The organism is Maricaulis maris, assembly GCF_003634045.1.
GTDB classification, from domain to species: Bacteria; Pseudomonadota; Alphaproteobacteria; order Caulobacterales; family Maricaulaceae; genus Maricaulis; species Maricaulis maris.
Genome location: NZ_RBIM01000002.1, coordinates 222,983 through 243,625, shown reverse-complemented (window position 1 = coordinate 243,625; position 20,643 = coordinate 222,983). Strand labels below are relative to the sequence as shown.

Below are 20,643 nucleotides of genomic sequence, written 5' to 3'. Positions count from 1 at the left end.
GCGCCCGGTCCGGGCGTTGGGTTTGTTTCAGTTTTGCCCCTCAAGGAGAGACAGGCATGGATACCGGCCTCATTCTTTTGCTCGTGATCATCGCCCTCGGCGTGTTTCTGGTCATGGTCTACAACCGGCTGGTCGCGCTGCGGCAGACCTGCAACCAGGCTTGGGGCGATATCGATGTCCAGCTGAAACAGCGCCATGATCTGGTGCCCAATCTGGTCAGCACGGTCCAGGGCTATGCCAGCCATGAGAAAGAGACGCTGGAAAACGTCATCAAGGCGCGCCAGACCGCGATTGATGCGACCTCGGTGAAGGATCTGGCCGGCGCCGAGAACATGCTTTCCGGCGCGCTGCGCCAGCTGTTCGCCCTGTCGGAAGCCTATCCCGATCTCAAGGCCAATCAGAATTTCATGCAGCTCCAGGCAGAGCTGTCCGATCTGGAAAACAAGATCGCTGCCGCCCGCCGCTTCTTCAACAACGCCGTCAACGAGTACAACACCTCGACCGAGCAATTCCCGGCCGTTGTGATCGCCAATGCGATGGGCTTCAAGATGCGCGAATATTTCGAAGTGGCCGAGGCCGAACGCGGCGCTCCGAAGGTGCAGTTCTAAGTCATGTTGGGCGGCGCAACAGGGCTCCGCACCCATATCTGGAACAATAATCTGCGGTCGGTTTTCCTGCTGGCGGCATTCCCGCTTCTGCTGATCGCCATTGGCTATGCCCTGACAATCCTGATGACCGGATTTGGCGACCCGTCCTATCCGCAAGCCGGCAAGGACGGGGGCGGGACTGATTTCCTGACGTCGGAAATCTCCCGCTTGCCGATGATCGCGGCTTGGTCACTGGGGATTGCCGGTGTCTGGTTCATCATCGCCTGGTTTGGCCATCAGGCCATGATCAATGCCGCGACCGGTGCGCATTCGGTGACGCGCAAGGACGAGCCGGAACTCTATAATCTGCTGGAAAACCTGTGCATCTCACGCGGGCTGACCATGCCGAAACTGGCCGTGATCGAAAGCGGTGCGCTCAATGCCTATGCCTCGGGTGTCCGCGAGGGGCAATACACGGTCACTGTGACCCGCGGTCTGATGCAGCGGCTCAACAAGGCCGAGCTGGAAGCCGTTCTGGCTCACGAGCTTTCGCATATCCGGCATCAGGATGTGCGACTGCTGGTCATCTCGATCATCTTTGTGGGCATCATCTCCTTTGTCGCCGAGATCATGTTTCGCCGCATGTTCTGGATGGGCATGCGCGCAGGTGGCGACCGCCGTTCGGGCGGACGCGGCGGCGGGCTGGTCATCGTGATCGCCATTGCGATCATCGCCGTGGCCTATTTCCTCGCCATCATGATCCGCTTTTCCCTGTCGCGCCGCCGCGAATACATGGCCGATGCCGGCGCCGTCGAGCTGACCCGAAATCCTGACGCCATGATCTCGGCGCTGGAGAAGATTTCCGGGAATTCCGACATCGAGGACTCACCGGACGAAGTCCGCGAGATGTTCATCGAGAATCCGAAGTCCGGCTTCATGGGCGTTTTCGCCACCCACCCACCGATTGAAAAACGCATCGAGATGCTGGTCGAACACGCCGGCGGCAAACGGCGCGTGCCGGTGAGTGCCGTGCCTGAGGTCTAGGGCGAGGCAGAAATGGTTCATTGATCGCGCCCGGGCGCGCGATTGTCCGTAAATCGCTTGCCGAGACGTCGCCGCATCCTGTTTTCCAGGTCAAGGGCCGCGCAGCGGCCGCTTCGCGGTTTCACCCTTGAGCTGGAAAACAGGATGCGGCTTGCTGGCTGACAAGCGATCTATGGATCAGTCCTGCACGCTGCGCAGTGCGAACTTACCGAAATGGCTGGACCATGGGTGCAGTGTTGGGAACGTGTTTCATGCAGTAGGCGGCAATCCTTTGGCAGAAGCGTCCCCACCCTCTAACCTCCCCGAAAGGGGCGCTTCACGCCCGGGGGACGAACCACATGAAATTTCTGCTTCGCACGGCCGCACTGGTGTCACTCACCGCGCTCGCGGCCTGCTCGACGCCGGGCTATCGCAGCCTCAATCCCAATTGCCTGGAGGCCCATGTTCAGCCGAAATACCAGCGTGACGGGCATCAGGAGACGACCTATGTGATTGCCCGTCTCGCCGGGCATGGCTCCGAAGATGCGGCCCGGCTGGCCTTTTTCAACCAGGCCGCCGACGATCTGGCGATGCGCTATGCGGCGCCGCAGGTCAGCGTCTGGGCGTCGTTCGGAGCCTGGGGTTATCGGCACCGGATCAATGCCGTCCTGCATTCGCTGCATGGCGGGGACCCGGCCGCCGTTGCGCAACGCCGGCTCGATCTGGCCAACATGATTGAAGCGCGCAACCGGTCCGAAGCCCGGGCCTCCTGGCAGACCGGCTTTTTGGTCCATGCGCTGGGCGACAGCTATGCCCACACCAATCCGGTGGGTCAGGCCTATGGCGAAACCTATGGCCATCTGTTTGACGGCCACGCCCCGGACCTCGTCGGCAATCGGCCTGAACTCTATCTTGACTATGTCGACGCCTTGTTTGCGGCGCTGGAAATGCCGACCGCGAGTGATCGTGAAGCCCTGTCCGAGTTCAAGGCGCTTTTGCGCGCCGCGCCGCCCGGCGATATTGCGGCCCATCGCACCGCGATTTCCGCCATGCGGGGCTATTACTCCGACACGGCCAGGCTGGAATGCGATGCCTTGGCGGCCTCGCTCAGCATGCGCGAAGTCAGCCGTTTCCTGCGCGAGGTTGAGGCGGGTTTCGACCGGACCGGCGAGAGCTGACGGGTCAGTCCGTCACCGGTTCGATCGAGGCGTCGGGACTGGGCCCGCTGTCCGGTGGCGCGATCTCGTCCGGGTCTTGCTCGCGGGTTTCCTCGTCCGCCTCCTCATCCTCCAGCAGGCCCGCAAAACTCTCGCGGAAAATGAACCAGACCGAGGTGAATAGGGCCGCGATGACCGGGCCGATGATGATGCCGACGGCACCGAACAGGGTCAGCCCGCCGAGCGTCGAGATCAACACCATCAGGTCGGACATCTTGGCGTCCTTGCCGACCAGGATGGGCCGCAGGACATTGTCCGAGGTCGAGACCACAATGGCACCCCAGGCAGCCAGACCGGCGGCGGCGATGGGGTGGCCGGTGGCACCCAGCCAGATGGCGGCTGGCACCCAGATCAGCGGCGGTCCGATCATCGGGATGATGGAGAGCAGGGCGGCGACCGCGGCCCAGAAGATCGAACCCGGCACACCGGCCACGAACAGGCCGACTCCGGTCAACCCGCCTTGCACCAGCGCGATCAGGAAGGAGCCCTTCACCGTGGCGCGAATGGTCGAGACCGCACGTTCGGCCAACAGGTCACGCGACTCCACCGTCATCGGCAGCAGGGTCACGGCAGAGCGCGCTGCCTGGCGGCCGGTCATCAGGAAGAAGAAGAGCGCGTAGACAAGAATGAAAAAGTTCAGAGTCGCGACCAGGAAACCGCCCGTGCCGGCGCGCAGGGAATTGACCAGGACGCGGCCGACCGTGCCGGCCAGATTGCCGATCTGGGCGGTGATCGAAGCCTGGTATTCGATCATCTCATCACGGAAGGGCAGCCAGTCAGGCAGGCCGTCCAGCCCGTCCTGGCGGATCTGGCTGACCTGGTCCTGCACCCAGGGTGTGACCATGCCGGTCACATCGATCGCCTGCTCGGCGACAATGCCCATCAAAATGGCGGCGGGGATGACGAAAGCGAGCACGGCCCCGGCGACCAGCAGGCCGGCAGCAAGGCCGCGGCGCTCACCCAGCTTGGTGGACAGCCAGTCGTGCGGTCTGGCCAGGAAAAGCGTCACCACGCCGGCCAGGAAAAGCGCTGCGAGATAGTCGCGGATCATCCACAGGAAGATGCCTGAAATGATCAGGGCGAGGGCGGCAATGAAGCCGCGCTGGAGTTCCAGTTTGCGGAACGGGGTCATGCCGGCTCTCCTATCCGTACAGCCACTCCGGCAGGCCGGTGGCCAGCCATGGGAAAATGGCGACGGCGATGATGGCCAGGATCTGGATGATCACAAAGGGAATGGCGCCGCGATAGATGTCGGTGGTCTTGACCGCTTTGGGTGCCACGCCGCGCAGATAGAAGAGTGCAAAACCGAAGGGCGGCGTCAAAAAGCTGGTCTGCAAATTCATCGCCATCAGCACGCCAAGCCAGACCGGGTCGACGCCCATCATCAACAGGATCGGCGCGACGATCGGCACCACCACGAAGGTGATCTCGATGAAGTCGAGGAAGAATCCGAGGATGAACATGACCAGCATGACCACGGCGACGGCGCCGAACACGCCGCCCGGAACCGCCTCGAGCGCAGCGGCCACGGTGTCATCGCCACCCAGCTCCCTGAAGATCAGCGAGAACAGCGAGGCGCCGATCAGGATCACGAAGACCATGGCCGAGATCATGGCGGTCGAGCTCATCACCTCGTCGAGCACGCCGGAGCGCTTCAGCCGGACCAGGCTCCAGCCAGCGCCGAGCAGGGTGAGGGTCACCAGGACGCCGGTCACAAGGCCGCCCAGCGTCCCCAGATCCGTGACATAGAGGCGGCGCTCGGCGCCGATATTGGCAAACACGACCAAGGCGATCAGGCCGAGCAGGGCGGCGAGGCCGAGATAGCTGATGATCTGGCCAAGCCTGGGATTGCTGTCGCGCCCGGCATTGCGCGCGGCCGCGATGAAGGTTGCCCCGACTGCGCCGACACCGGCCGCCTCTGTTGGGGTTGCCAGCCCGGTGAGGATCGATCCGAGCACGCCGATGATCAGCGCCAGTGGCGGCACCAGCGCATGCATCAGGCCGGCGATCGAGACTTCGCCTTCCGCCGGTGCGGCGGGAGCGCTGTCGGGCTTCATGATCGCCATCACGATCTGGTAGCCGATATAGAGCGTCACCAGCAGGATGCCGGGGATGAGCGCGCCGGCGAACAGGTCACCGACCGAGACAATGTCCGGTGAGAAGATGCCCTGGGCGCGCTGGGCTTCCTGGTAGGCGTTGGAAATCTGATCGCCGAGCAGGACCAGCACGATGGAGGGCGGGATGATCTGGCCCAGCGTGCCGGAGGCGGCAATCGTGCCGGTTGCGAGGGCCGGGTCATAGCCGCGCTTGAGCATGGTCGGCAGCGACAAAAGCCCCATCGTCACCACGGTGGCGCCGACAATCCCGGTCGAGGCCGCCAGCAGGCCGCCGACGATGACCACGGAAATGCCCAGCCCGCCGCGCATGGTGCCGAAGAGGGCGCCCATCGCTTCGAGCAGTTCCTCAGCGATCTTGGATTTTTCCAGCATCACGCCCATGAAGACGAAGAGCGGCACGGCGACGAGGATGGAGCGGTCCATCTCCATCAGATTGCCGTAGATGCGTTGCGGGAAGGCGCGGAAATGGATCGGGTCGAACGCACCAATAGCCATGCCGATCAGGGCAAAGGCGAGGGCGACGCCGGCGAGGGTGAAGGCAACCGGATAGCCGCGCAAAAGGGCGGCAAAGGCTGCGAGAAACATCGCGAAGGGCAGGAGTTCGATGAACAGGGCCATGACTCAGACCTCCCGCGCGCCGGTCGCCGGCAGGGCCGGTGAGGCTTGTCCGGCCAGCGTCATCGCAGCCCGGGCGGCCATGGAGAACCCCTGCAGGATCATCAGGATGGCAAAGAGCGGGATGGCGGTTTTCAGGAGAAAGACGAAGGCCAGTCCATCGCTTTCGCGTGAACTTTCCAGGATGCGCCAGGTCGACCCCAGATAACCGGTCGAGGACCACAGGATGAGTGCGCTCATCGGCATCAAGGCGAGATACGTCCCGAGGAGATCGACCCAGGCTTTCCCGCGCTCGCTCATCTTGGCGAAGGAAACATCGACCCGGACATGAGCGCCATGCAGGAGCGCGCTGCCGGAGGACAAGAGGAAAAGGCCAGCATGCATGTAGATCACGCTCTCGGCGAGCTTGGTCGAGGCATAGCCGAAAACATAGCGCTGGATGACGATGATCGCGGTTGCCAGCACCAGGCCGAGCGCGAACCAGCGCGCCGCACCGGCGACCTGCTCGGTCAGGCTGTCGATCAGGTCGACGGCCCGGCTTTCAAGCGACCAGAGCGAGGTCGGCAATGCCACAAAACGTCCCAGCACGCCCGATAACAGTGGCAGCAGGAGGAGGGGCGACAGCCAGACACCGATCCGGCCGATCCAGCCGCCGGCCGATTGGGCCAACCCGGGCAGATGCGCGCCGGACCAATCCGAGACATTGCCGCCGGTCGCCATGTCGACCAGAATCAGGCCCAGCGACAGGGCGATCAGCGCCAGTAGAAGACCGTCACCCTTGCGCATGATCAGCGGCCCAGGACCCGCTCGCGCTGGACCATGTAGGGCATTTCGGAGATTCGGCCCCAGCTGCGCATGGCGTCACGCGCCGCCAGATAGCTGTCATAAACGCGGCGGGTCATGTCATCGGCATTGCCGGTGTCGGCGACGACCTGTTCGGAGATTTCGCCGATCCGGGTCCAGATTTCGTCGGAGAATTGGCGCAGCTCGACACCGTGCTCATTGACCAGCACGTCGAGCGCGAGGCCATTCTGGTACTGGAATTCGGCGATCGAGATATTGTTGGCCGTGCGACAGGCCGAGGCGATGATCGCCTGATGGTCGCTCGCCAGACCGTCCCAGACTGTCTTGTTGATCCCGACACCGAGGCAGGAGCCCGGCTCGTGGAAGCCCGGGCCGTAATAATAGGGCGCTTCGCGATAAAAGCCGAAAGCGAGGTCATTCCACGGACCGACCCATTCGGTACCGTCAATCGCGCCCGATTGCAGGGCCGGATAGATCTCGCCGCCGGACAGGGTCACCGCCGCGCCGCCGAGCTCGCGCAGCACATTGCCGCCGAGGCCGGGGATACGCATGCGCAGGCCGCGGAAGTCCTCCAGTGAATTGATCTCGCGCTTGAACCAGCCACCCATCTGGTGACCGGAATTGCCGGCCTGGAAGGGCTTGATGTTGAACTGGGCCGACAACTCGTCCCACAGAGCCTGACCACCACCGGCCTCGACCCAGCCCATGATCTCATAAGCGGTCATGCCCATCGGCACGGCGGTGAAGAAGTTGAAGGCTGGCGACTTGCCCTGCCAGTAATACTCGGCGCCGTGATACATGTCGGCGGTGCCTTCGGAGACGGCATCAAAGGCCTCGAAGGCCGAGACGATCTCGCCGGCGGCATAGACCCGCACTTCCAGCGACCCGCCCGACATGCGGTTGATATAATCGGCGACATTATTGGCGGCCGTGCCCAGGCCCGGGAAATTGGCTGGCCAGGTGGTGACCATGCGCAGGCGGGTGACGCCGCGATTGATGTTCGGCGCCGCCGGGCCGCCGGACGTGTCCTGCCCGGTTTCACCGCAGGCCGTGGCAACCGTGGCCGCAGCGACGGCGCCGCCGCTGATGAATGTGCGTCGATCCATGTCTGTCTCCCCCGGGATTTCGCTGCACGCTTTTGGTCAGTCGAAATCGTCGTATTCGTCCTCGTCCTCATGGTTAGCGAGTTCGGCATGCGGCTGCCAGCCCGAGGGCGTCAAAACTTGCAGCGGCTGGTATTGCGCCTTGTAATTCATCTTGCGGCTCTCGCTCACCCAATAGCCTAGATAGACGAAGGGCAGGCCGGCCAATTCCGCCTGGCGGACAGCGTCGAGGATCATGTAGGCGCCCGGGCTGCGACGATCCCAGTCGGGATCGAAATAGCTGTAGATCAGCGACAAGCCGTCCTTGAGGACATCGGTGAGGGCGGCCGCACGCAGCACGCCGTGCCCGTCACGATATTCGGTGACATGGGTGCGCTGGGCACCTTCCTCAACCATCATCACGTATTCGCCAAACGACATGCCGGCCATGTCGCCATCGCCGTGGCGACTGTCGAGATAGCGTGAGAGCAGGTCGAACTGTTCCATCGTCGCGGTCTGCTGATCGATCGATACGTGCAAATCGTCATTGCGGTTGAGAATCTTGCGCCAGCGCCGCTTCCAGTCGAAGGCCTCGGCATCGATGCGCACTGATTTGCAGGCATCGCAGGCTTCACAGGCCGGGCGGTAGAGCACGCCTTGGGAACGGCGAAAGCCGGCATGGGTCAGGGCGTCATTGAGAGCCGGACCCTCACTGACCTCGATTCGTGTGAAGACCTTGCGTTCAAACCGACCCGGCAGATAGGGGCACGGCCCGGACGCCGTCAGGAAGAAGGGGATTTGCCGTGTCGCAAACGGGTGTGTCACGCCATTCGCCTCTTTCCGCTCGAAGGATCGACCATGACCTAAGCCATGCCGAAGACATGGAGCAGGCTGACATAGACGGTGAAAGCAATCCAGAACAGAACCACCATCGGCGTACCGGCGCGCAAATAGTCGGCAAAGCGGTAATGACCCGGCCCCATGACGAGTAGGTTGGTTTGATAGCCGATTGGTGTGGCAAAGCAGGTGTTGGCCGCAAAAAGCACGGTTAGCGCGAAGAGTGTCGGATCGGCCCCGATCTGGTTGGCAGCACCCACCGCGATCGGGGTGAACAGGATGGCCGTGGCGCTGTTCGACAGGACATTGGTCAGTACAGCGACCAGCAGGAAGAGCGCTGACATGAGGACGATCGGTCCGAACGGCGCGAAAACTGAAACCACGCCCGTCGCCAGCAGGTCAGCGCCGCCGGTTACTTGCAGGGCCGTGCCCAGTGCAATGGCCGAGCCAATCAACAGGTAGACCCGCATGTCAAAAGCGCGCGCCGCCTGGCGGGTATTGAGACAACCGGCCACGATCATTCCCACGGCGCCGAGGAAGGAGGCGAGGATGATTGGCAGGATGCCGGTCGCGGCGGTGATCACCACCCCGCCGAAAATGGCACGCGCGAAATTGGCGCGTCTTGGATCGGCCAGCGATGTGGTGGCCCATTCCATGACCAGCAGATCGCGGTCGGCGCGCAGGCTGCGCAGCGAGCCGGAAGCACCGAACAGGAGGAGTGTGTCACCGGCCTCAAGGCGGATTTCGCCCATGCGCGAGCGGATCATGCGCGAGCGGCGCTGGATTCCGAGCACAACGCAGCCGGTCGTATGACGAAAGCCGATCTGCTGGATGGTGCGGCCAATGACACGTGACCCCGGCGCCACGACGGCTTCGGCCATCACCAGATTGTCGCCGGGTGTCGGATTGTCGCCCGGACCGGAGGCTTCCAGCATGCCGCGCATGAAATCGGCACGCTTGGCCAGCAGGTTTGTCAGGGTTTGCCGGGTCGCGGCGACGATCACCAAATCCCCGGCCTTCAACTCAATCTGGTCGAAGGGTGGGAGCAGGGCGTGCTCGCCGCGCTGGATCATCCGGACAGTCATGTCGGGCAGGTCCGCGAACATGCCGGCGACCGGCTTCTTGCCAACCAGCGGGTGGTCGCTGGTGACGTCCAGTTGCGCGATATATTGCTTGCCGCCTGCGCCGGCGATCTCGCTTTCCATCGACGCCCGGTCGGGCAGCAAATGGGGCAGGATGAAGATGATGTAGACGATGCCGACCGCCGCCAGGAAAAGGCCGGGAATGGACGGGCTGAAAAATGCCAGCTGTTCGCCGGTCACATTCATCAGCGTGTCGGCCACAAGCAGGTTGGTCGACGAGCCGATCAGCGTCGTCATACCGGCCAGAATGCACATATAGCTCAGCGGGATCAGGAGTTTAGACGGGCTTTTCTCCATCCGCTTGGCGATCGCCACGAGGATCGGCACGAACATCACAACGACCGGCGTGTTGTTGATGAAGGCACTGATCACGAAGACGAAGGCGAACATTCCCACCAGCGTCGCCTTGGGGTGCTGGTCGTAGGCGTTGAGCAGCCGCTGGGTCGGGCCTTCCATGGCGCCGGTCTGGAAAATGCCCTGGCCGACGATCAACAAGCACAGAATGGTGATCAGGGCGGGATTGGCAAAACCGGCCAGCAGGTCTGCTGTCGTGGGGTTGCTCGTCTCCAGCGGGAAGAGATGGAAGAAGGCCATCAGGACTGCCACGATCGAGGCCGAAACGATCTCGATCGGGAAGCGGTCCCAGACATAAAAGGCAATCGCCAGCGATAACCCGCCGAGAATTGCCCACATTTGCCACGCATCAAGTGACGCTGATTCAATCATCGCGATTTGTTGGAATCCATGGACCCGATATGTCCATGCAAAACGCTAGCATGTGGCTTGGGCGCTTGCGAAGCCTTTCATGTGACGAGTTGCAGGTCGATACGGTTTTCTTGCCAGGGCTGCTGGGGCGGCATGCTTGGCTTGTCCGGCCTCGTTGCCATCGTGGCGCCCACAGTAAAATAAACCAGTTGATTAATTAACTAATCAGTTTAATTTGTGGGCATGACTGATTCCGACCCTCTCGACGCCGTGTTCGGCGCCCTGGCGCATCCTGTTCGCCGGCAGATACTGGCCCGGCTTGCCGAGCAGGACGCGACGGTCAACGAGTTGGCAGAGCCCTTCGATATGAGTTTGCCGGCGATCTCCAAACACCTGCGCGTGCTGGAGGCGGCCGGTATCATCTCCCGGGGCAAACGGGCCCAGTTCCGGCCCTGCCATCTGGAACCGGAGCCGCTTGAGGCGGTCGCGGGCTGGGCCGACCAATACCGGCATATCTGGCAGGCAAGGTTCGACGCCATGACCCGCGCCATTGAAACCATGAAAGGCAAGGCCGATGACTGATGTGAAGGACTGGGTGAAAATCGAACGGCGTTTCGATGCGCCGCTTGAGACGGTGTGGAAAATGTGGACCGATCCGGACTTGTTCAAGCAATGGTACGGGCCGATGGGCTTTTCTGTTCCGGTTGCTCACATGGACTTGGAAGTCGGCGGAATACGGAAAATCTGTATGGAGATGCAGCGTCCGGATCGGACGATGAGCCTGTGGTTCACAGGCGTCTTCACGGAAATTTCGGCGCCGCGCCGCCTGCGCTACACGGAAAGCATGTGTGATGCGGAGGGCAATATCTTGTCACCGCAATCCATGGGCATGCCGGAGGGCAGTCCTGACGTCACCGAGGTCATCGTCGAACTGACGCCAAGCGGTGACCAGACCCTGATGAGGATGGTGCATGTCGGCGTTCCGGCAGGCAGCGCGGGTGAAGGCGGCTGGATGCAGGCCTTCGACAAGCTCGCAGGGCAGTTTTCTGGCGGCTAGAGTTCATGCCCGCTGGGCAGGACCGGCGCTTCACGCAGCAGGACGACCGAGATGCGGCGATTGCCGGGCATGTAGGGATCGTCCGGATAGAGTGGTTCCGAGCCGGCCTTGCCGCGCACCTCATAGATGCGGTCATCGGTGATGCCAGCGCGCTGAAGAACGGCGCGGGAGGCGTTGGCGCGGTCGGCCGAGAGTTCCCAATTCGTGTAGTCCGCGCCCGGTGCCGAGGGCGCACTGTCGGTGTGGCCGGCGATCGACAAACGGTTGGGCAGGCGTTCCGCGATCCGGGCAACGGCGCGCAGGAGGGTGATGGCCCGCTCATTGGGCGTGACGGCACCCGGGTCAAACATCGGCCGCCCTTCCTGGTCGACCAGCTGGATACGCAGGCCTTCCGGCGTTTCGTCAATCAGGACGTGATTGGACAATTCTGCCAGCTCCGGCATGTCCTGCATCGCCTGGCGCAGCGACATGGCGGCTGAATGCAGTTCGGCTGCATCGCGGCGTTGGCGCGCTTCGGCCATGGCGGTGGCCATCACCGTGGATTCGCTCTCGACCGCTTCCGGCGAGCCTTCCGGTGATTGCTGGCGGTCACGGTCATTGAGTTGTGGCGCTGTTGGGGCCAGGCGCTGGCGCATCGAGCTGTCGCCGGAGCCCTGGACGCCGTCATCACCCGGCGATGTCCCGGCAAGCGGGGCGCCGGAGCCGGAGTTCGACGGTGATACGCTGGCGGGCGCGAAATAGTCGGCAATGCCGCGCTTTTGCTCGGGTGTGGTGGTGTTGATCAGCCACATCAGCAGGAAGAAAGCCATCATCGCGGTGACGAAGTCGGCATAGGCGACTTTCCACGCGCCGCCATGATGGCCGCCGCCGCCGCCCTTGATGACTTTCTTGATGACAATCGGCCGATCAGAGGCTGCCATGTCCACCCACCTTGTTTACTTACCTAGGCGTCTTGTAGACCGTTAGCGTTAAGGTCCGGTTTCAAAACCCGAACCGATCTGGAACAGATGAGGACTTGCCGTGGTCGACAGCCGCTCTTTCCGCGACGCGCTTGGGCGCTACCCGACTGGCGTTGCCATTGTCACCGCCTTTGTCGACGGCAAGGCGCTCGGCATGACGGTGAATTCCTTCGCCTCGGTTTCGCTGGACCCGCCGCTGGTCTTGTGGTCGATCGAGACATCGACCGAGCGCTACGGCATTTTCGAGCAAGCGACCCATTGGGGTGTCAACGTCCTAGCGGCCGATCAGGCCGGGCTGGCGCATGCCTGTGCGCTGGAAGCTGATCTCGCCGCCTGCCGCACCGGTTGGAGCGGCGATCTGGTGCCGTTGATCGATGGTGCCGTGGCCCGCTTCACCTGCCAGGCGGACGCCGTCCATCCCGGCGGCGACCATGACATCATGGTCGGCCGGGTGATGGCAATCGACGAACCGCGCGACGCGCCCGCCCTGGTCTTTTACCGCTCGACCTATTGCGAGCCGGGCTGAAGGGTCAGCACCGACAGGCCTTCGGGCATGGTCTCCAGCGTCCAGCCGGTCGGAATGGTGATGTATTCACCGCGCCCCCACAGCGGGGCCAGATCATCATAATGGCGAGACATCACATTACCGGACTGTCCTGTCGTGATCATGAAGCGCGACGTGTCCGGAGCTGCCATGTCGTAGAGCGCCCGGTAGGAGGCGCCGTGGAACACGTCATATCCCGGCGAGCGGTAAGAGTAGTGGGCGACATTGACCGTCGACCCGTCACCCGGCACCGGCGTGGTGATGGTGAACCAGTCCGACAGGACCGGGAAGTCCGAGAAGGGCCGGTGGGCGTGGCGGGCATAATGCACATCACCCCAGCGCCAGGCCGTGAAATCATCGCCATAGTCGGCCATGGCTGCTGACATCGCCTGATCCAGAGCCGGCCCGGTCAGGTCCTGACAGGTCACGGTGCGTGCCACGGCCGGATTGTCGCACCAATGGCCCAGATCGCCGGTCAGGACATCCATCATGAAAACACGCCGGTCGCCGTGCCAGCGTGGCATCAGGGCGTCCAACTCGTCGCCATAAATGTCCTGGCTGAGCTGTCGCATCCAGGCGGAATAGATCAGCGGTTCGGGCCGATCGACGGCCATGTCGGCATTCCAGTCCGCCAACAGGGCAAGGGCGGCCCGGCCTGCTTCACTGCTTGGTTCGGCCTCGAGCAGGACCGGCAGGAGACGGCGGGCGGTGTCGCTGACCGTATCGATCTGCAGCGCCTGCATGCTGTCGAGATCGTGGACAGGCTGCTCCTCGATGCCCTCGTAAATCCGGCGGATGCGTGACACGCCATACCATTCCGACGTGATGTAGTGCGGGTAATCGTCCGGCACGATCTTGTTGTTGGCGGTGGCGACGAAGCCGCGGTCCGGGTTCAGCGTGTGCGGCAGCTCCTCGAAGGGGATGGTGGAGACCCAATTGCCGGCCTCGTCGCGGACCGGGATACGGGCCGGTGCGTAAAAGCCGATATCACCGTCGCGGTCGGCGAAGACCATGTTCTGCTGCGGGGCGACAAAGCCGCGAACAGCGGCAACAAAACCGTCCCAGTCATCGGCCTCGATAATGTGCAAGCCGACGCCGGTCGTGGCGTCATCGGGTTCGTCGAGCATCCACTGAAGCGCGAAGAAATCGCTGCCTTCGGGCACGGGATAATTGAAATTTTTCGGGTCGAGCACAGGGCCGGTCGCGGTTTCGCGGCGCTGGATGATCACGTCCTCGCCAAAGCGCACGCGGATATGCTCCTCGCGCTGACCGGTCACATCGGCCTCGGTGACGGGGTGAAGGTCACCGACATCGGGTCCGGTATTGGTAAAGCCCCAGGCGATCTCGTCGGTACGGCCCAGGGTGACAAAAGGTGTGCCGGGCAGGGTGGCGCCGACAACGGAGCCGTTCGGCGTGGTCAGGCGGGCCAGATACCAGATCGCCGGAGCTGCGAGGCCCAGATGCGGGTCATTGGCGAGGATTGGCAGGCCGCTTGTGGTCCGCGACCCGGCCAGAACCCAATTGTTCGAGCCGTCGCGACCAGTGTCTTCAGGCCCCACCATGGGCGCGGGCTCCTGCGCCGGCGGCAAGTCGGTCGCCTCGATACCGATATCGGCCATGCTCAGCGAGCGCGGCGCGTCATCGGGATAGCGGCCAATGAATTCAGCGGCGCGCTGTTCGCCCAGATGGTCAACCAGGGCTGCCATTGCCGGTTCCTGGAACGCATTGCCGAACAGGTCGAGCGCAATCGCCTTGTAAACCACAACGGTGTCGGCCGGCTGCCAGGGTTCCGGTGCGAACATCAGGATCTGGAATTCCGGTGGCGGCACGAATCCGGGCGCTGCCATGACCGCATTGACCCCATCGGCATAGGCCTGCAGCGCGGCCCGGACATCGGCGGGCAGATTTTCGACGGCTGTGTCGGCCGCCGCGCCCAGTCCCATCGTGCGGAAGAAAATATCGGCGTCGAGACCGGGTTCGCCGAGGATTTCCGCCAGTCTGCCACGAAGGGCGCGACGGGTGATCTCCATCTGCCAGAGCCGGTCCTGGGCGTGGGCCACCCCCATGGCGTAAAACCCGTCATGATCGGTCTGCGCGAAGATGTGCGGCACGCCATACCCGTCACGCACGATGCTGGCATCGGCCTCAAGCCCGGCCATTTCCATCGTGCCGGTCGTCTGGGGCAGGGAGGCATAGAGCCGGTTGGCAAAGATCAGGGCGCCAACGAGGACAAGCGCGACAAGTCCTCCGACCGCCCAGCCGAGATAGCGCAGAACACGTTTGATCATGATGACTTGCTCCCCATTCGCGAGGAGACTAGCAAGGGGCGAGATGATTGGGGAGAGCGCAATGGCACGCTGTACGTTTTTGGGTCTGGGCGTAATGGGCTACCCGATGGCCGGACATCTCGCTGCTGCCGGTCATCAGGTGACGGTCTGGAACCGCACCGCCGGCAAGGCCACGGACTGGGCGTCGCGGCATCCTGGCGTTGCCGCTGATACGGTGGAGGCCGCGGTCGGCGACGCTGATTTCGTCTTGATGTGCCTTGGCGATGATCCCGATGTACGGCTTGTCGCCGAACAGGCGATACCTGCCATGAAGTCGGGCTCGGTTCTGGTTGACCACACCACGGCCTCTGCCGAGTTGGCACGCGAGCTGGATATCGAGGCGCGCGATGCCGGCATCGGTTTTGTCGACGCGCCGGTCTCGGGTGGCCAGGCCGGGGCCGAAAACGGTCAGTTGACCATCATGTGTGGCGGCGAGGCGGACACGTTTGCGGCAGCCGAACCGGTGATGAACGCCTATGCCAAGGCGATCTCGCTGATCGGCCCGGCCGGCTCCGGCCAGTTGGCCAAGATGGTCAACCAGATCTGCATTGCCGGCATTGTGCAGGGCCTGTCGGAAGGCCTGCACTTTGCCCAGCGCGCCGGGCTCGACCCGGCCCTGGTGATCGGCGCCATCTCGAAAGGTGCGGCCCAATCCTGGCAGATGGAAAACCGCTGGGAGACCATGGTCGCCGGCAAGTTCGACTATGGCTTCGCCATCGACTGGATGCGCAAGGACCTCCGCATCACGCTGGATGAAGCGCGCCGCAATGGCGCCACGCTGCCGGTCGCAGCCCAGGTCGATCAATTCTATGCCGACGTGCAGGCCATGGGCGGCAATCGCTGGGACACGTCGAGCCTGATTGCGCGGCTGGAGCGTCCAAAAGGCGGGAGCGAGGCATGAGCGAACCGCAGGGCCAGATCGCCAATGATCCCGTCGTGATGGGCGTGTGGAAACGGCTGACCCAATTGTTTGCCGTCTGGCGCCTGATCGTGTTTGCAGGCTTTTCCAAGCGGATGCTCTATCAGGTGACCAATGACCAGATGAGTACGCTGATGCGGTCGCGGCACTGGAAGCTCGGCCTCGGCCTGCTCGGCGGGCTGGATGAGGCGCAAATTATCTTCCTTGCGGACTGGGCGCGCCTCAATGCCGAGCGGACCGAGCGTATTTTCCGCTCCACGGCGCTTATCATTGTTTCGATCCCTGTGGCCGCAGTATTCGGCATCTCCGAGTTGGACCCCGGCATTTGGGAAAGCCTCGGTTTTGCCCGTCTCGATACGCTGATCTTCATCATCGGGGCCTGGATGCTGGTCAGCGGCGTGATGATGGCGGCGGCCTGGCGCGCCCGTGACCTCGCCGATCTGCTGGATCTGGAAAAGGCCCGCCGCGCGCTCAAGCGGGCGCAGGCGGGAGCTGAAAGCGCGTGAGCATCGAGCTCCTCTTCATCGTCCTCGATTATGCTGGCATCGGCTTTTTCGCCTATTCCGGCGGCATGCTGGCGGCGCGCAAATCCCTTGATCCGTTTGGAGCGGTGATCATCGGCGCGGTGACCGGCATGGGCGGCGGAACGCTGCGCGACATCCTGCTCGGCTCGTTGCCGGTCTATTGGATCGTCGAACCGAAATACCTGCTGGTTGCCGTCTTCGGCGCGCTGCTGGGCTATTTTACCTCGCCCTGGGCGCAAGCCATCGCCACCCGCCGCGCCGCCCTGATCTGGGCCGATGCGATCGGGCTGTCGGTCTTTTGCGTGCTGGGTGCCCAGGCCGGTCTCGCCGCCGGCGCCCATTGGACGATCGCGCTTTTGACCGGGATGATGAGTGCGGCCTTTGGCGGGCTGTTGCGCGATATCATCGTCAATGATGTGCCGCTGGTCCTGCGTGAAGACATTTATGCGCTCGCCGCCTTGGCCGGGGCGGCGGCCTATGTCGGCGGCATGGCGCTGGGCTTCAATGCGAGCCTGGTCACGCTTGGCTCGGCACTTCTGGCGCTGGTCCTGCGCGGCTGCGCGATCCAGTTCAAATGGTCGCTGCCGGCGATCAAGCTGGGTGAGTAAGGCTGGGTTGCAGGCGGTCGACAGGCTTTAAATCCGCCCGTGACGGAGCGCCTGGCGGATGTCGACCAGCAGGTCGGCTGCGTCCTCCAGTCCGACTGACAGCCGCACCAGATTGTCGGCCACCGGACTGTCCGGCCCCTCGATCGGTTTGCGATGTTCGACGAGGCTTTCCACGCCGCCCAGCGAGGTCGCCTGGGTGAAGATCCGTGTCGACGCCGCAAAACGGGCCGCGGCCTCGTAGCCACCTGCGATGTGCAGCGAGAGCATGCCGCCAAAACCGTTCGTCATCTGACGTGCCGCGATTGCATGTCCGGGATGGTCCGCCAGGCCCGGATAGAGGACGGCCTCAAGCCCGTCCGCGCCCTGCAGCGCCTCGGCGATGGCCAATGCACTGGTACTTTGCCGCTCGAAGCGGACCCAGAGTGTGCGCAGGCCCCGGATCAGAAGCCAGGTCTCGAATGCACCGGGCACCGCGCCCGTCTTGGAGTGAATCTCGCCGATCTCGGTCCAGCGCTCATTGACCTCCCGCGTCGCCAAAACGCCGGCCAGCACATCGGAATGGCCGTTGAGGTATTTGGTTGCCGAATGCATGACGATATCGGCGCCCAGCGCCAGGGCCTGGGTGGTGCAGGGCGGGGCGCAGGTTGAATCGACCGCCAGTGTCGCTCCGACCGCATGGGCGATATCGGCCGTCTTGGCGATATCGACGACCGCCCAGGACGGGTTGGCCGGGCTTTCGATCCAGATCAGGTCTGTGTCGGGCCGGGCGGCGGCGGTGAGGGCGTGCAGGTCGCCGGGGGCGACGAGATTGAGCGATATCCGCTTCTTCCCCGCCGCGCGCTGCATCAGCAATTTGGCGCCGTAATACATTTCGGTCTGGGCGATCACATGGCCGCCCGTCGGCACGCTCTCAATCACCGCCGTGATGGCTGCCATCCCGGAGGAAAACAATTTGGCCTCCGGCGCGCCCTCCAGCATGGCCAGAACCCGGGCCGCCTGTTTCTCGGTCGGACCCGAGGGGCGGCGATAATCCTGCTCACCGATCAGCTGGTTGTCAGCGTCGCGCGCATAGGTCGTCGCCGGATGAATTGGCGGGATGACCGCGCCGGTTATTTCGTCGATCGCGTGCAGGGCCTGGACGGTGAGGGTGGTGCGGGTCGGTTTGTTGGACATATCAGTTTGCCTGCTCGGTCATGATGCAAGCTGACTAGGCAGGGGTTGGCGCCAGGTCAATCAATCCCCAACGAAAAGAGCCCCGGGCGTATAGCCCGGAGCTCTGTGGATGTCAGATCGGCTGGCGGGTCTCAGTCGCCCGACATGCCTGGTACGAGCCGCTCGGCCGTTGCCATCACGATGACCATGAGGGAGGCGGCCGCGAGTACGGCGCCGTAATTGCTGAAGATGGCGGTCAGATACTCACCGACCGCCGGAATGCCACCGAGGGCGCCAGCCCCGCCGGCCATGAGAAAGATCGCGGCGATCAACAGGCCGCGGCGATGATCACCCTTCACGAAGAAGCCGCAAGCCAGGCCGAGAATGGCCAGGATGAGGCCCGTGAATTCAAAGGTGACAAAGGCGAAAACAATCGCGGCGAGTGCAGCGACGGCATAGAGAATTTTGTCCAGCGACATGTGTGTCTCCCCAGAGTGTTTGTTTGCAACAACGCTCGTGAACCACAACACATGACGGACGGTAGGCCTGTGTTACGGGTGACGCAAGCGTCGTCGCGCTATATATTGTGGATTACTGGGGTTCGGCATACTCTATTTTGATTTCTGGCAAGGGTCGGGATGCTGTCTCTCGGCAGGTCATTTGCGACGGGATGAGCACGGCATGCGCAATCCTTCCTTCCCGGTACACTTGTCATCCCCGCAGTATGTCCGGCGAAGGCCGGACGGATGGCGGGGACCTATGTATTCGAACATCTAGGTCCCTGACTTTCGCCCCACCTTCGCGGGGCGTCCATCCGGGATGACAACAGCTGGAGGTGCGCGGTGCGAAAAAAATCGGCGCCTCGCGCGGAGCCGACCTTAAATCACTTGTCAGCCAGCGGGCCGTATCCGTTTCTTCAAGTCAAGGGCGCCGCAGGCGCCGCTCCGCGGTTGAAACCCTTGAGCTCAAGAACCGGATACGGCTTTCTCTCGGCAAGCGGTTTATGGCGGCGTGGGCGCCAAAGGCGCTAGCAGCGGATCGGCTTGGCGATTGAGTGAGCAATGATGGCGTAGACGAGGCTTGCCGCGAAAAATATGCCGGCGATCCACGGCAAGGGCGCGGCGAATTCGTCGGGAATCTTGTCGGATAGCAAGATGACCATCATGGTCATCCCGGCCAACCATACCGATGCAAACGAACAGATCAGCGGGATGAATGGCCAGATCGCCATGCGTTGAGCAAGATTGCAAACAGGGCAATGCGGTATCGGGTCACGACCAGTGAAGTGATAATAGTCCCCAATGTGAGATATCGGCTCACCGGCCGGACCAAGCTGTCGCCGCTTATCCTGGAGTTCGGCGACGTAGGCATCGAATACATGCCCGCAACCGAGACATTTCATCCGTCCCCACGCCATGGTCTCGCTACCTCGCCAACTTCATCGCCGCCCGCTTGGCGAAATACGTCACAACCCCCGCTGCCCCCGCCCGTTTGAAGGCCAGCAGACTCTCCATCATCACCCGTTCGCCATCGATCCAGCCATTGGCGGCGGCGGCTTCGATCATCGCGTATTCGCCGGAGACCTGGAAGGCATAGACCGGGACCGGGAAGGTGTCGGAGAGGGCGCGGACGATGTCGAGATAGGGCAGGCCGGGCTTGACCATGACCATGTCGGCGCCCTCGGCGATGTCGAGTTCGACCTCGCGCAGGCACTCATCGCGATTGGACGGGTCCATCTGATAGGTCTGCTTGTCGCCTTTCAGCGCCGCCGCTGAACCGATCGCTTCGCGATAGGGGCCGTAAAAGCCCGACGCGTATTTCGCGGCGTAGGAGAGGATCATCGTGTCGTGATGGCCTTCGCCCTCCAGCGCTTCGCGGATGGCACCGATGCGGCCATCCATCATGTCGGACGGGGCGACGACATCGCAGCCGGCAGCGGCCTGCAGCAGGGCCTGCTCGATCAGGCGTTCGACGGTCTCGTCATTGGCGATCCTGTCGCCCTGCAGGATCCCGTCATGACCATGGGTGGTGAAGGGGTCGAGCGCGACATCACAGATCACGCCGAGATCGGGGGCGGCATCCTTGATGGTGCGGATGGCATTGGGCACGAGGCCGTCCGGATTCAGGGCTTCGTTGCCGGCATCATCTTTCTTGGCCGGATCGATATGCGGGAAGATCGCCATCGCCGGGATGCCCAGGGCCTGGGCTTCCTTGGCGGCCTTCGCCAGTGCAGCGAGGGAGAGGCGTTCCACGCCGGGCATGGCGGCGACCGGTTCGACCGGGCCGGCGGTGTCGGAGACCACGACCGACCAGATGAGGTCATTCACCGACAGGGCATTTTCGCGCACGAGGCGGCGGGACCAGTCGGCCTGGCGGGTGCGGCGAAGGCGGGTATTGGGATACATGTCGGCCTCTGGTCTTGTT

General features: G+C 63.2%; 21 protein-coding genes. 9 read left to right on the top strand and 12 right to left on the bottom strand.

The genetic code is table 11. The annotated features are described in order from the left end of the window. Nucleotides 1-56: 56 nt before the first annotated feature. From C7435_RS04285 to C7435_RS04275, 3 genes are all read left to right on the top strand, one after another. The gene (locus C7435_RS04285; RefSeq protein WP_121210178.1) at nucleotides 57-608 is read left to right on the top strand and encodes a LemA family protein; all 552 of its coding nucleotides are present in this window, start codon (nucleotides 57-59) and stop codon (nucleotides 606-608) included. A gap of 3 nt (nucleotides 609-611) precedes the next feature. After that, on the top strand, nucleotides 612-1,631 hold the full coding sequence (locus C7435_RS04280; protein WP_121210177.1) for a M48 family metallopeptidase: 1,020 nt from the start codon (nucleotides 612-614) through the stop codon (nucleotides 1,629-1,631). Nucleotides 1,632-1,969: 338 nt separating this feature from the next. Next, nucleotides 1,970-2,788 (top strand): hypothetical protein, encoded by an 819-nt coding sequence (locus C7435_RS04275; RefSeq protein ID WP_121210176.1) that lies wholly within the window; start codon nucleotides 1,970-1,972, stop codon nucleotides 2,786-2,788. A 4-nt stretch (nucleotides 2,789-2,792) separates the two neighbouring features. On the opposite strand, the gene C7435_RS04270 is transcribed toward C7435_RS04275, so the two are convergent. Genes C7435_RS04270 through C7435_RS04245 form a run of 6 tightly spaced genes read right to left on the bottom strand, consistent with a single transcriptional unit; the run spans nucleotide 2,793 to nucleotide 10,117 of the window. Further along, on the bottom strand, nucleotides 2,793-3,959 hold the full coding sequence (locus tag C7435_RS04270; RefSeq protein WP_121210175.1) for an AI-2E family transporter: 1,167 nt from the start codon (nucleotides 3,957-3,959) through the stop codon (nucleotides 2,793-2,795). Nucleotides 3,960-3,969: 10 nt separating this feature from the next. Next, nucleotides 3,970-5,562, bottom strand: a complete 1,593-nt coding sequence (locus C7435_RS04265; protein ID WP_121210174.1) for a TRAP transporter large permease — start codon at nucleotides 5,560-5,562, stop codon at nucleotides 3,970-3,972. Between the two features lie 3 nt (nucleotides 5,563-5,565). Next, complete coding sequence (locus C7435_RS04260; protein ID WP_121210173.1) at nucleotides 5,566-6,345, bottom strand: TRAP transporter small permease subunit; 780 nt, start codon at nucleotides 6,343-6,345, stop codon at nucleotides 5,566-5,568. A 2-nt stretch (nucleotides 6,346-6,347) separates the two neighbouring features. Then, complete coding sequence (locus C7435_RS04255) at nucleotides 6,348-7,469, bottom strand: TRAP transporter substrate-binding protein (RefSeq protein WP_121210172.1); 1,122 nt, start codon at nucleotides 7,467-7,469, stop codon at nucleotides 6,348-6,350. Between the two features lie 36 nt (nucleotides 7,470-7,505). Continuing rightward, nucleotides 7,506-8,270: an arginyltransferase gene (locus C7435_RS04250; protein ID WP_075190617.1), complete on the bottom strand. Its 765-nt coding sequence runs from the start codon at nucleotides 8,268-8,270 to the stop codon at nucleotides 7,506-7,508. A 38-nt stretch (nucleotides 8,271-8,308) separates the two neighbouring features. After that, nucleotides 8,309-10,117, bottom strand: a complete 1,809-nt coding sequence (locus C7435_RS04245) for an SLC13 family permease (RefSeq protein WP_233128311.1) — start codon at nucleotides 10,115-10,117, stop codon at nucleotides 8,309-8,311. 255 nt (nucleotides 10,118-10,372) lie between these two features. Between C7435_RS04245 and C7435_RS04240 the strand changes: the two genes are divergently transcribed. Both C7435_RS04240 and C7435_RS04235 read left to right on the top strand, forming a co-directional pair. Continuing rightward, a complete protein-coding gene (locus C7435_RS04240; RefSeq protein ID WP_121210171.1) occupies nucleotides 10,373-10,711 on the top strand; it encodes an ArsR/SmtB family transcription factor in 339 nt (112 codons plus the stop codon). Continuing rightward, nucleotides 10,704-11,186: an SRPBCC family protein gene (locus tag C7435_RS04235; RefSeq protein WP_121210170.1), complete on the top strand. Its 483-nt coding sequence runs from the start codon at nucleotides 10,704-10,706 to the stop codon at nucleotides 11,184-11,186. The genes C7435_RS04240 and C7435_RS04235 overlap by 8 nt, the downstream gene beginning before the upstream one ends. On the opposite strand, the gene C7435_RS04230 is transcribed toward C7435_RS04235, so the two are convergent. Then, nucleotides 11,183-12,106, bottom strand: a complete 924-nt coding sequence (locus tag C7435_RS04230) for a flagellar motor protein MotB (protein WP_075190613.1) — start codon at nucleotides 12,104-12,106, stop codon at nucleotides 11,183-11,185. The genes C7435_RS04235 and C7435_RS04230 overlap by 4 nt on opposite strands. A 100-nt stretch (nucleotides 12,107-12,206) precedes the next feature. On the opposite strand from C7435_RS04230, the gene C7435_RS04225 reads away from it, so the two are divergent. Next, a complete protein-coding gene (locus C7435_RS04225; RefSeq protein ID WP_121210169.1) occupies nucleotides 12,207-12,671 on the top strand; it encodes a flavin reductase family protein in 465 nt (154 codons plus the stop codon). Here C7435_RS04225 and C7435_RS04220 read toward each other — a convergent pair. After that, nucleotides 12,653-14,977: a penicillin acylase family protein gene (locus C7435_RS04220; protein WP_121210168.1), complete on the bottom strand. Its 2,325-nt coding sequence runs from the start codon at nucleotides 14,975-14,977 to the stop codon at nucleotides 12,653-12,655. The two genes, C7435_RS04225 and C7435_RS04220, sit on opposite strands and share 19 nt — an antisense overlap. 61 nt (nucleotides 14,978-15,038) lie before the next feature. Here C7435_RS04220 and C7435_RS04215 point away from each other — a divergent pair, with 61 nt between their 5' ends. The 3 genes from C7435_RS04215 to C7435_RS04205 are packed head-to-tail and all read left to right on the top strand — an operon-like array spanning nucleotide 15,039 to nucleotide 17,067. Then, nucleotides 15,039-15,917, top strand: a complete 879-nt coding sequence (locus C7435_RS04215; protein ID WP_121210167.1) for an NAD(P)-dependent oxidoreductase — start codon at nucleotides 15,039-15,041, stop codon at nucleotides 15,915-15,917. Beyond that, a complete protein-coding gene (locus tag C7435_RS04210) occupies nucleotides 15,914-16,441 on the top strand; it encodes a hypothetical protein (protein ID WP_121210166.1) in 528 nt (175 codons plus the stop codon). Before C7435_RS04215 ends, C7435_RS04210 begins: the two co-directional genes overlap by 4 nt. Continuing rightward, complete coding sequence (locus tag C7435_RS04205; RefSeq protein ID WP_075190609.1) at nucleotides 16,438-17,067, top strand: trimeric intracellular cation channel family protein; 630 nt, start codon at nucleotides 16,438-16,440, stop codon at nucleotides 17,065-17,067. Before C7435_RS04210 ends, C7435_RS04205 begins: the two co-directional genes overlap by 4 nt. Before the next feature lie 27 nt (nucleotides 17,068-17,094). Here C7435_RS04205 and C7435_RS04200 read toward each other — a convergent pair whose 3' ends face one another. From C7435_RS04200 to hemB, 4 genes are all read right to left on the bottom strand, one after another. Continuing rightward, nucleotides 17,095-18,240, bottom strand: a complete 1,146-nt coding sequence (locus C7435_RS04200; RefSeq protein WP_121210165.1) for a trans-sulfuration enzyme family protein — start codon at nucleotides 18,238-18,240, stop codon at nucleotides 17,095-17,097. Between the two features lie 131 nt (nucleotides 18,241-18,371). Beyond that, complete coding sequence (locus C7435_RS04195) at nucleotides 18,372-18,698, bottom strand: hypothetical protein (RefSeq protein ID WP_121210164.1); 327 nt, start codon at nucleotides 18,696-18,698, stop codon at nucleotides 18,372-18,374. A gap of 548 nt (nucleotides 18,699-19,246) precedes the next feature. Beyond that, nucleotides 19,247-19,621: a hypothetical protein gene (locus tag C7435_RS16935; protein WP_147422624.1), complete on the bottom strand. Its 375-nt coding sequence runs from the start codon at nucleotides 19,619-19,621 to the stop codon at nucleotides 19,247-19,249. A gap of 22 nt (nucleotides 19,622-19,643) precedes the next feature. Next, nucleotides 19,644-20,624 (bottom strand): porphobilinogen synthase, encoded by a 981-nt coding sequence (gene hemB, locus C7435_RS04190; RefSeq protein WP_121210163.1) that lies wholly within the window; start codon nucleotides 20,622-20,624, stop codon nucleotides 19,644-19,646. Nucleotides 20,625-20,643 lie beyond the last annotated feature (19 nt).

What these genes read in the sequence shown, in the direction of transcription:
- C7435_RS04285 (WP_121210178.1), top strand. Translation starts at nt 57, where the DNA reads ATGGATACCGGCCTCATTCTTTTGCTCGTGATCATCGCCCTCGGCGTG.
- C7435_RS04280 (WP_121210177.1), top strand. Translation starts at nt 612, where the DNA reads ATGTTGGGCGGCGCAACAGGGCTCCGCACCCATATCTGGAACAATAAT.
- C7435_RS04275 (WP_121210176.1), top strand. Translation starts at nt 1,970, where the DNA reads ATGAAATTTCTGCTTCGCACGGCCGCACTGGTGTCACTCACCGCGCTC.
- C7435_RS04270 (WP_121210175.1), bottom strand. Translation starts at nt 3,959, where the DNA reads ATGACCCCGTTCCGCAAACTGGAACTCCAGCGCGGCTTCATTGCCGCC.
- C7435_RS04265 (WP_121210174.1), bottom strand. Translation starts at nt 5,562, where the DNA reads ATGGCCCTGTTCATCGAACTCCTGCCCTTCGCGATGTTTCTCGCAGCC.
- C7435_RS04260 (WP_121210173.1), bottom strand. Translation starts at nt 6,345, where the DNA reads ATGCGCAAGGGTGACGGTCTTCTACTGGCGCTGATCGCCCTGTCGCTG.
- C7435_RS04255 (WP_121210172.1), bottom strand. Translation starts at nt 7,469, where the DNA reads ATGGATCGACGCACATTCATCAGCGGCGGCGCCGTCGCTGCGGCCACG.
- C7435_RS04245 (WP_233128311.1), bottom strand. Translation starts at nt 10,117, where the DNA reads ATGTGGGCAATTCTCGGCGGGTTATCGCTGGCGATTGCCTTTTATGTC.
- C7435_RS04240 (WP_121210171.1), top strand. Translation starts at nt 10,373, where the DNA reads ATGACTGATTCCGACCCTCTCGACGCCGTGTTCGGCGCCCTGGCGCAT.
- C7435_RS04235 (WP_121210170.1), top strand. Translation starts at nt 10,704, where the DNA reads ATGACTGATGTGAAGGACTGGGTGAAAATCGAACGGCGTTTCGATGCG.
- C7435_RS04230 (WP_075190613.1), bottom strand. Translation starts at nt 12,106, where the DNA reads ATGGCAGCCTCTGATCGGCCGATTGTCATCAAGAAAGTCATCAAGGGC.
- C7435_RS04220 (WP_121210168.1), bottom strand. Translation starts at nt 14,977, where the DNA reads ATGATCAAACGTGTTCTGCGCTATCTCGGCTGGGCGGTCGGAGGACTT.
- C7435_RS04215 (WP_121210167.1), top strand. Translation starts at nt 15,039, where the DNA reads ATGGCACGCTGTACGTTTTTGGGTCTGGGCGTAATGGGCTACCCGATG.
- C7435_RS04210 (WP_121210166.1), top strand. Translation starts at nt 15,914, where the DNA reads ATGAGCGAACCGCAGGGCCAGATCGCCAATGATCCCGTCGTGATGGGC.
- C7435_RS04200 (WP_121210165.1), bottom strand. Translation starts at nt 18,240, where the DNA reads ATGTCCAACAAACCGACCCGCACCACCCTCACCGTCCAGGCCCTGCAC.
- C7435_RS04195 (WP_121210164.1), bottom strand. Translation starts at nt 18,698, where the DNA reads ATGTCGCTGGACAAAATTCTCTATGCCGTCGCTGCACTCGCCGCGATT.
- C7435_RS16935 (WP_147422624.1), bottom strand. Translation starts at nt 19,621, where the DNA reads ATGAAATGTCTCGGTTGCGGGCATGTATTCGATGCCTACGTCGCCGAA.
- hemB (WP_121210163.1), bottom strand. Translation starts at nt 20,624, where the DNA reads ATGTATCCCAATACCCGCCTTCGCCGCACCCGCCAGGCCGACTGGTCC.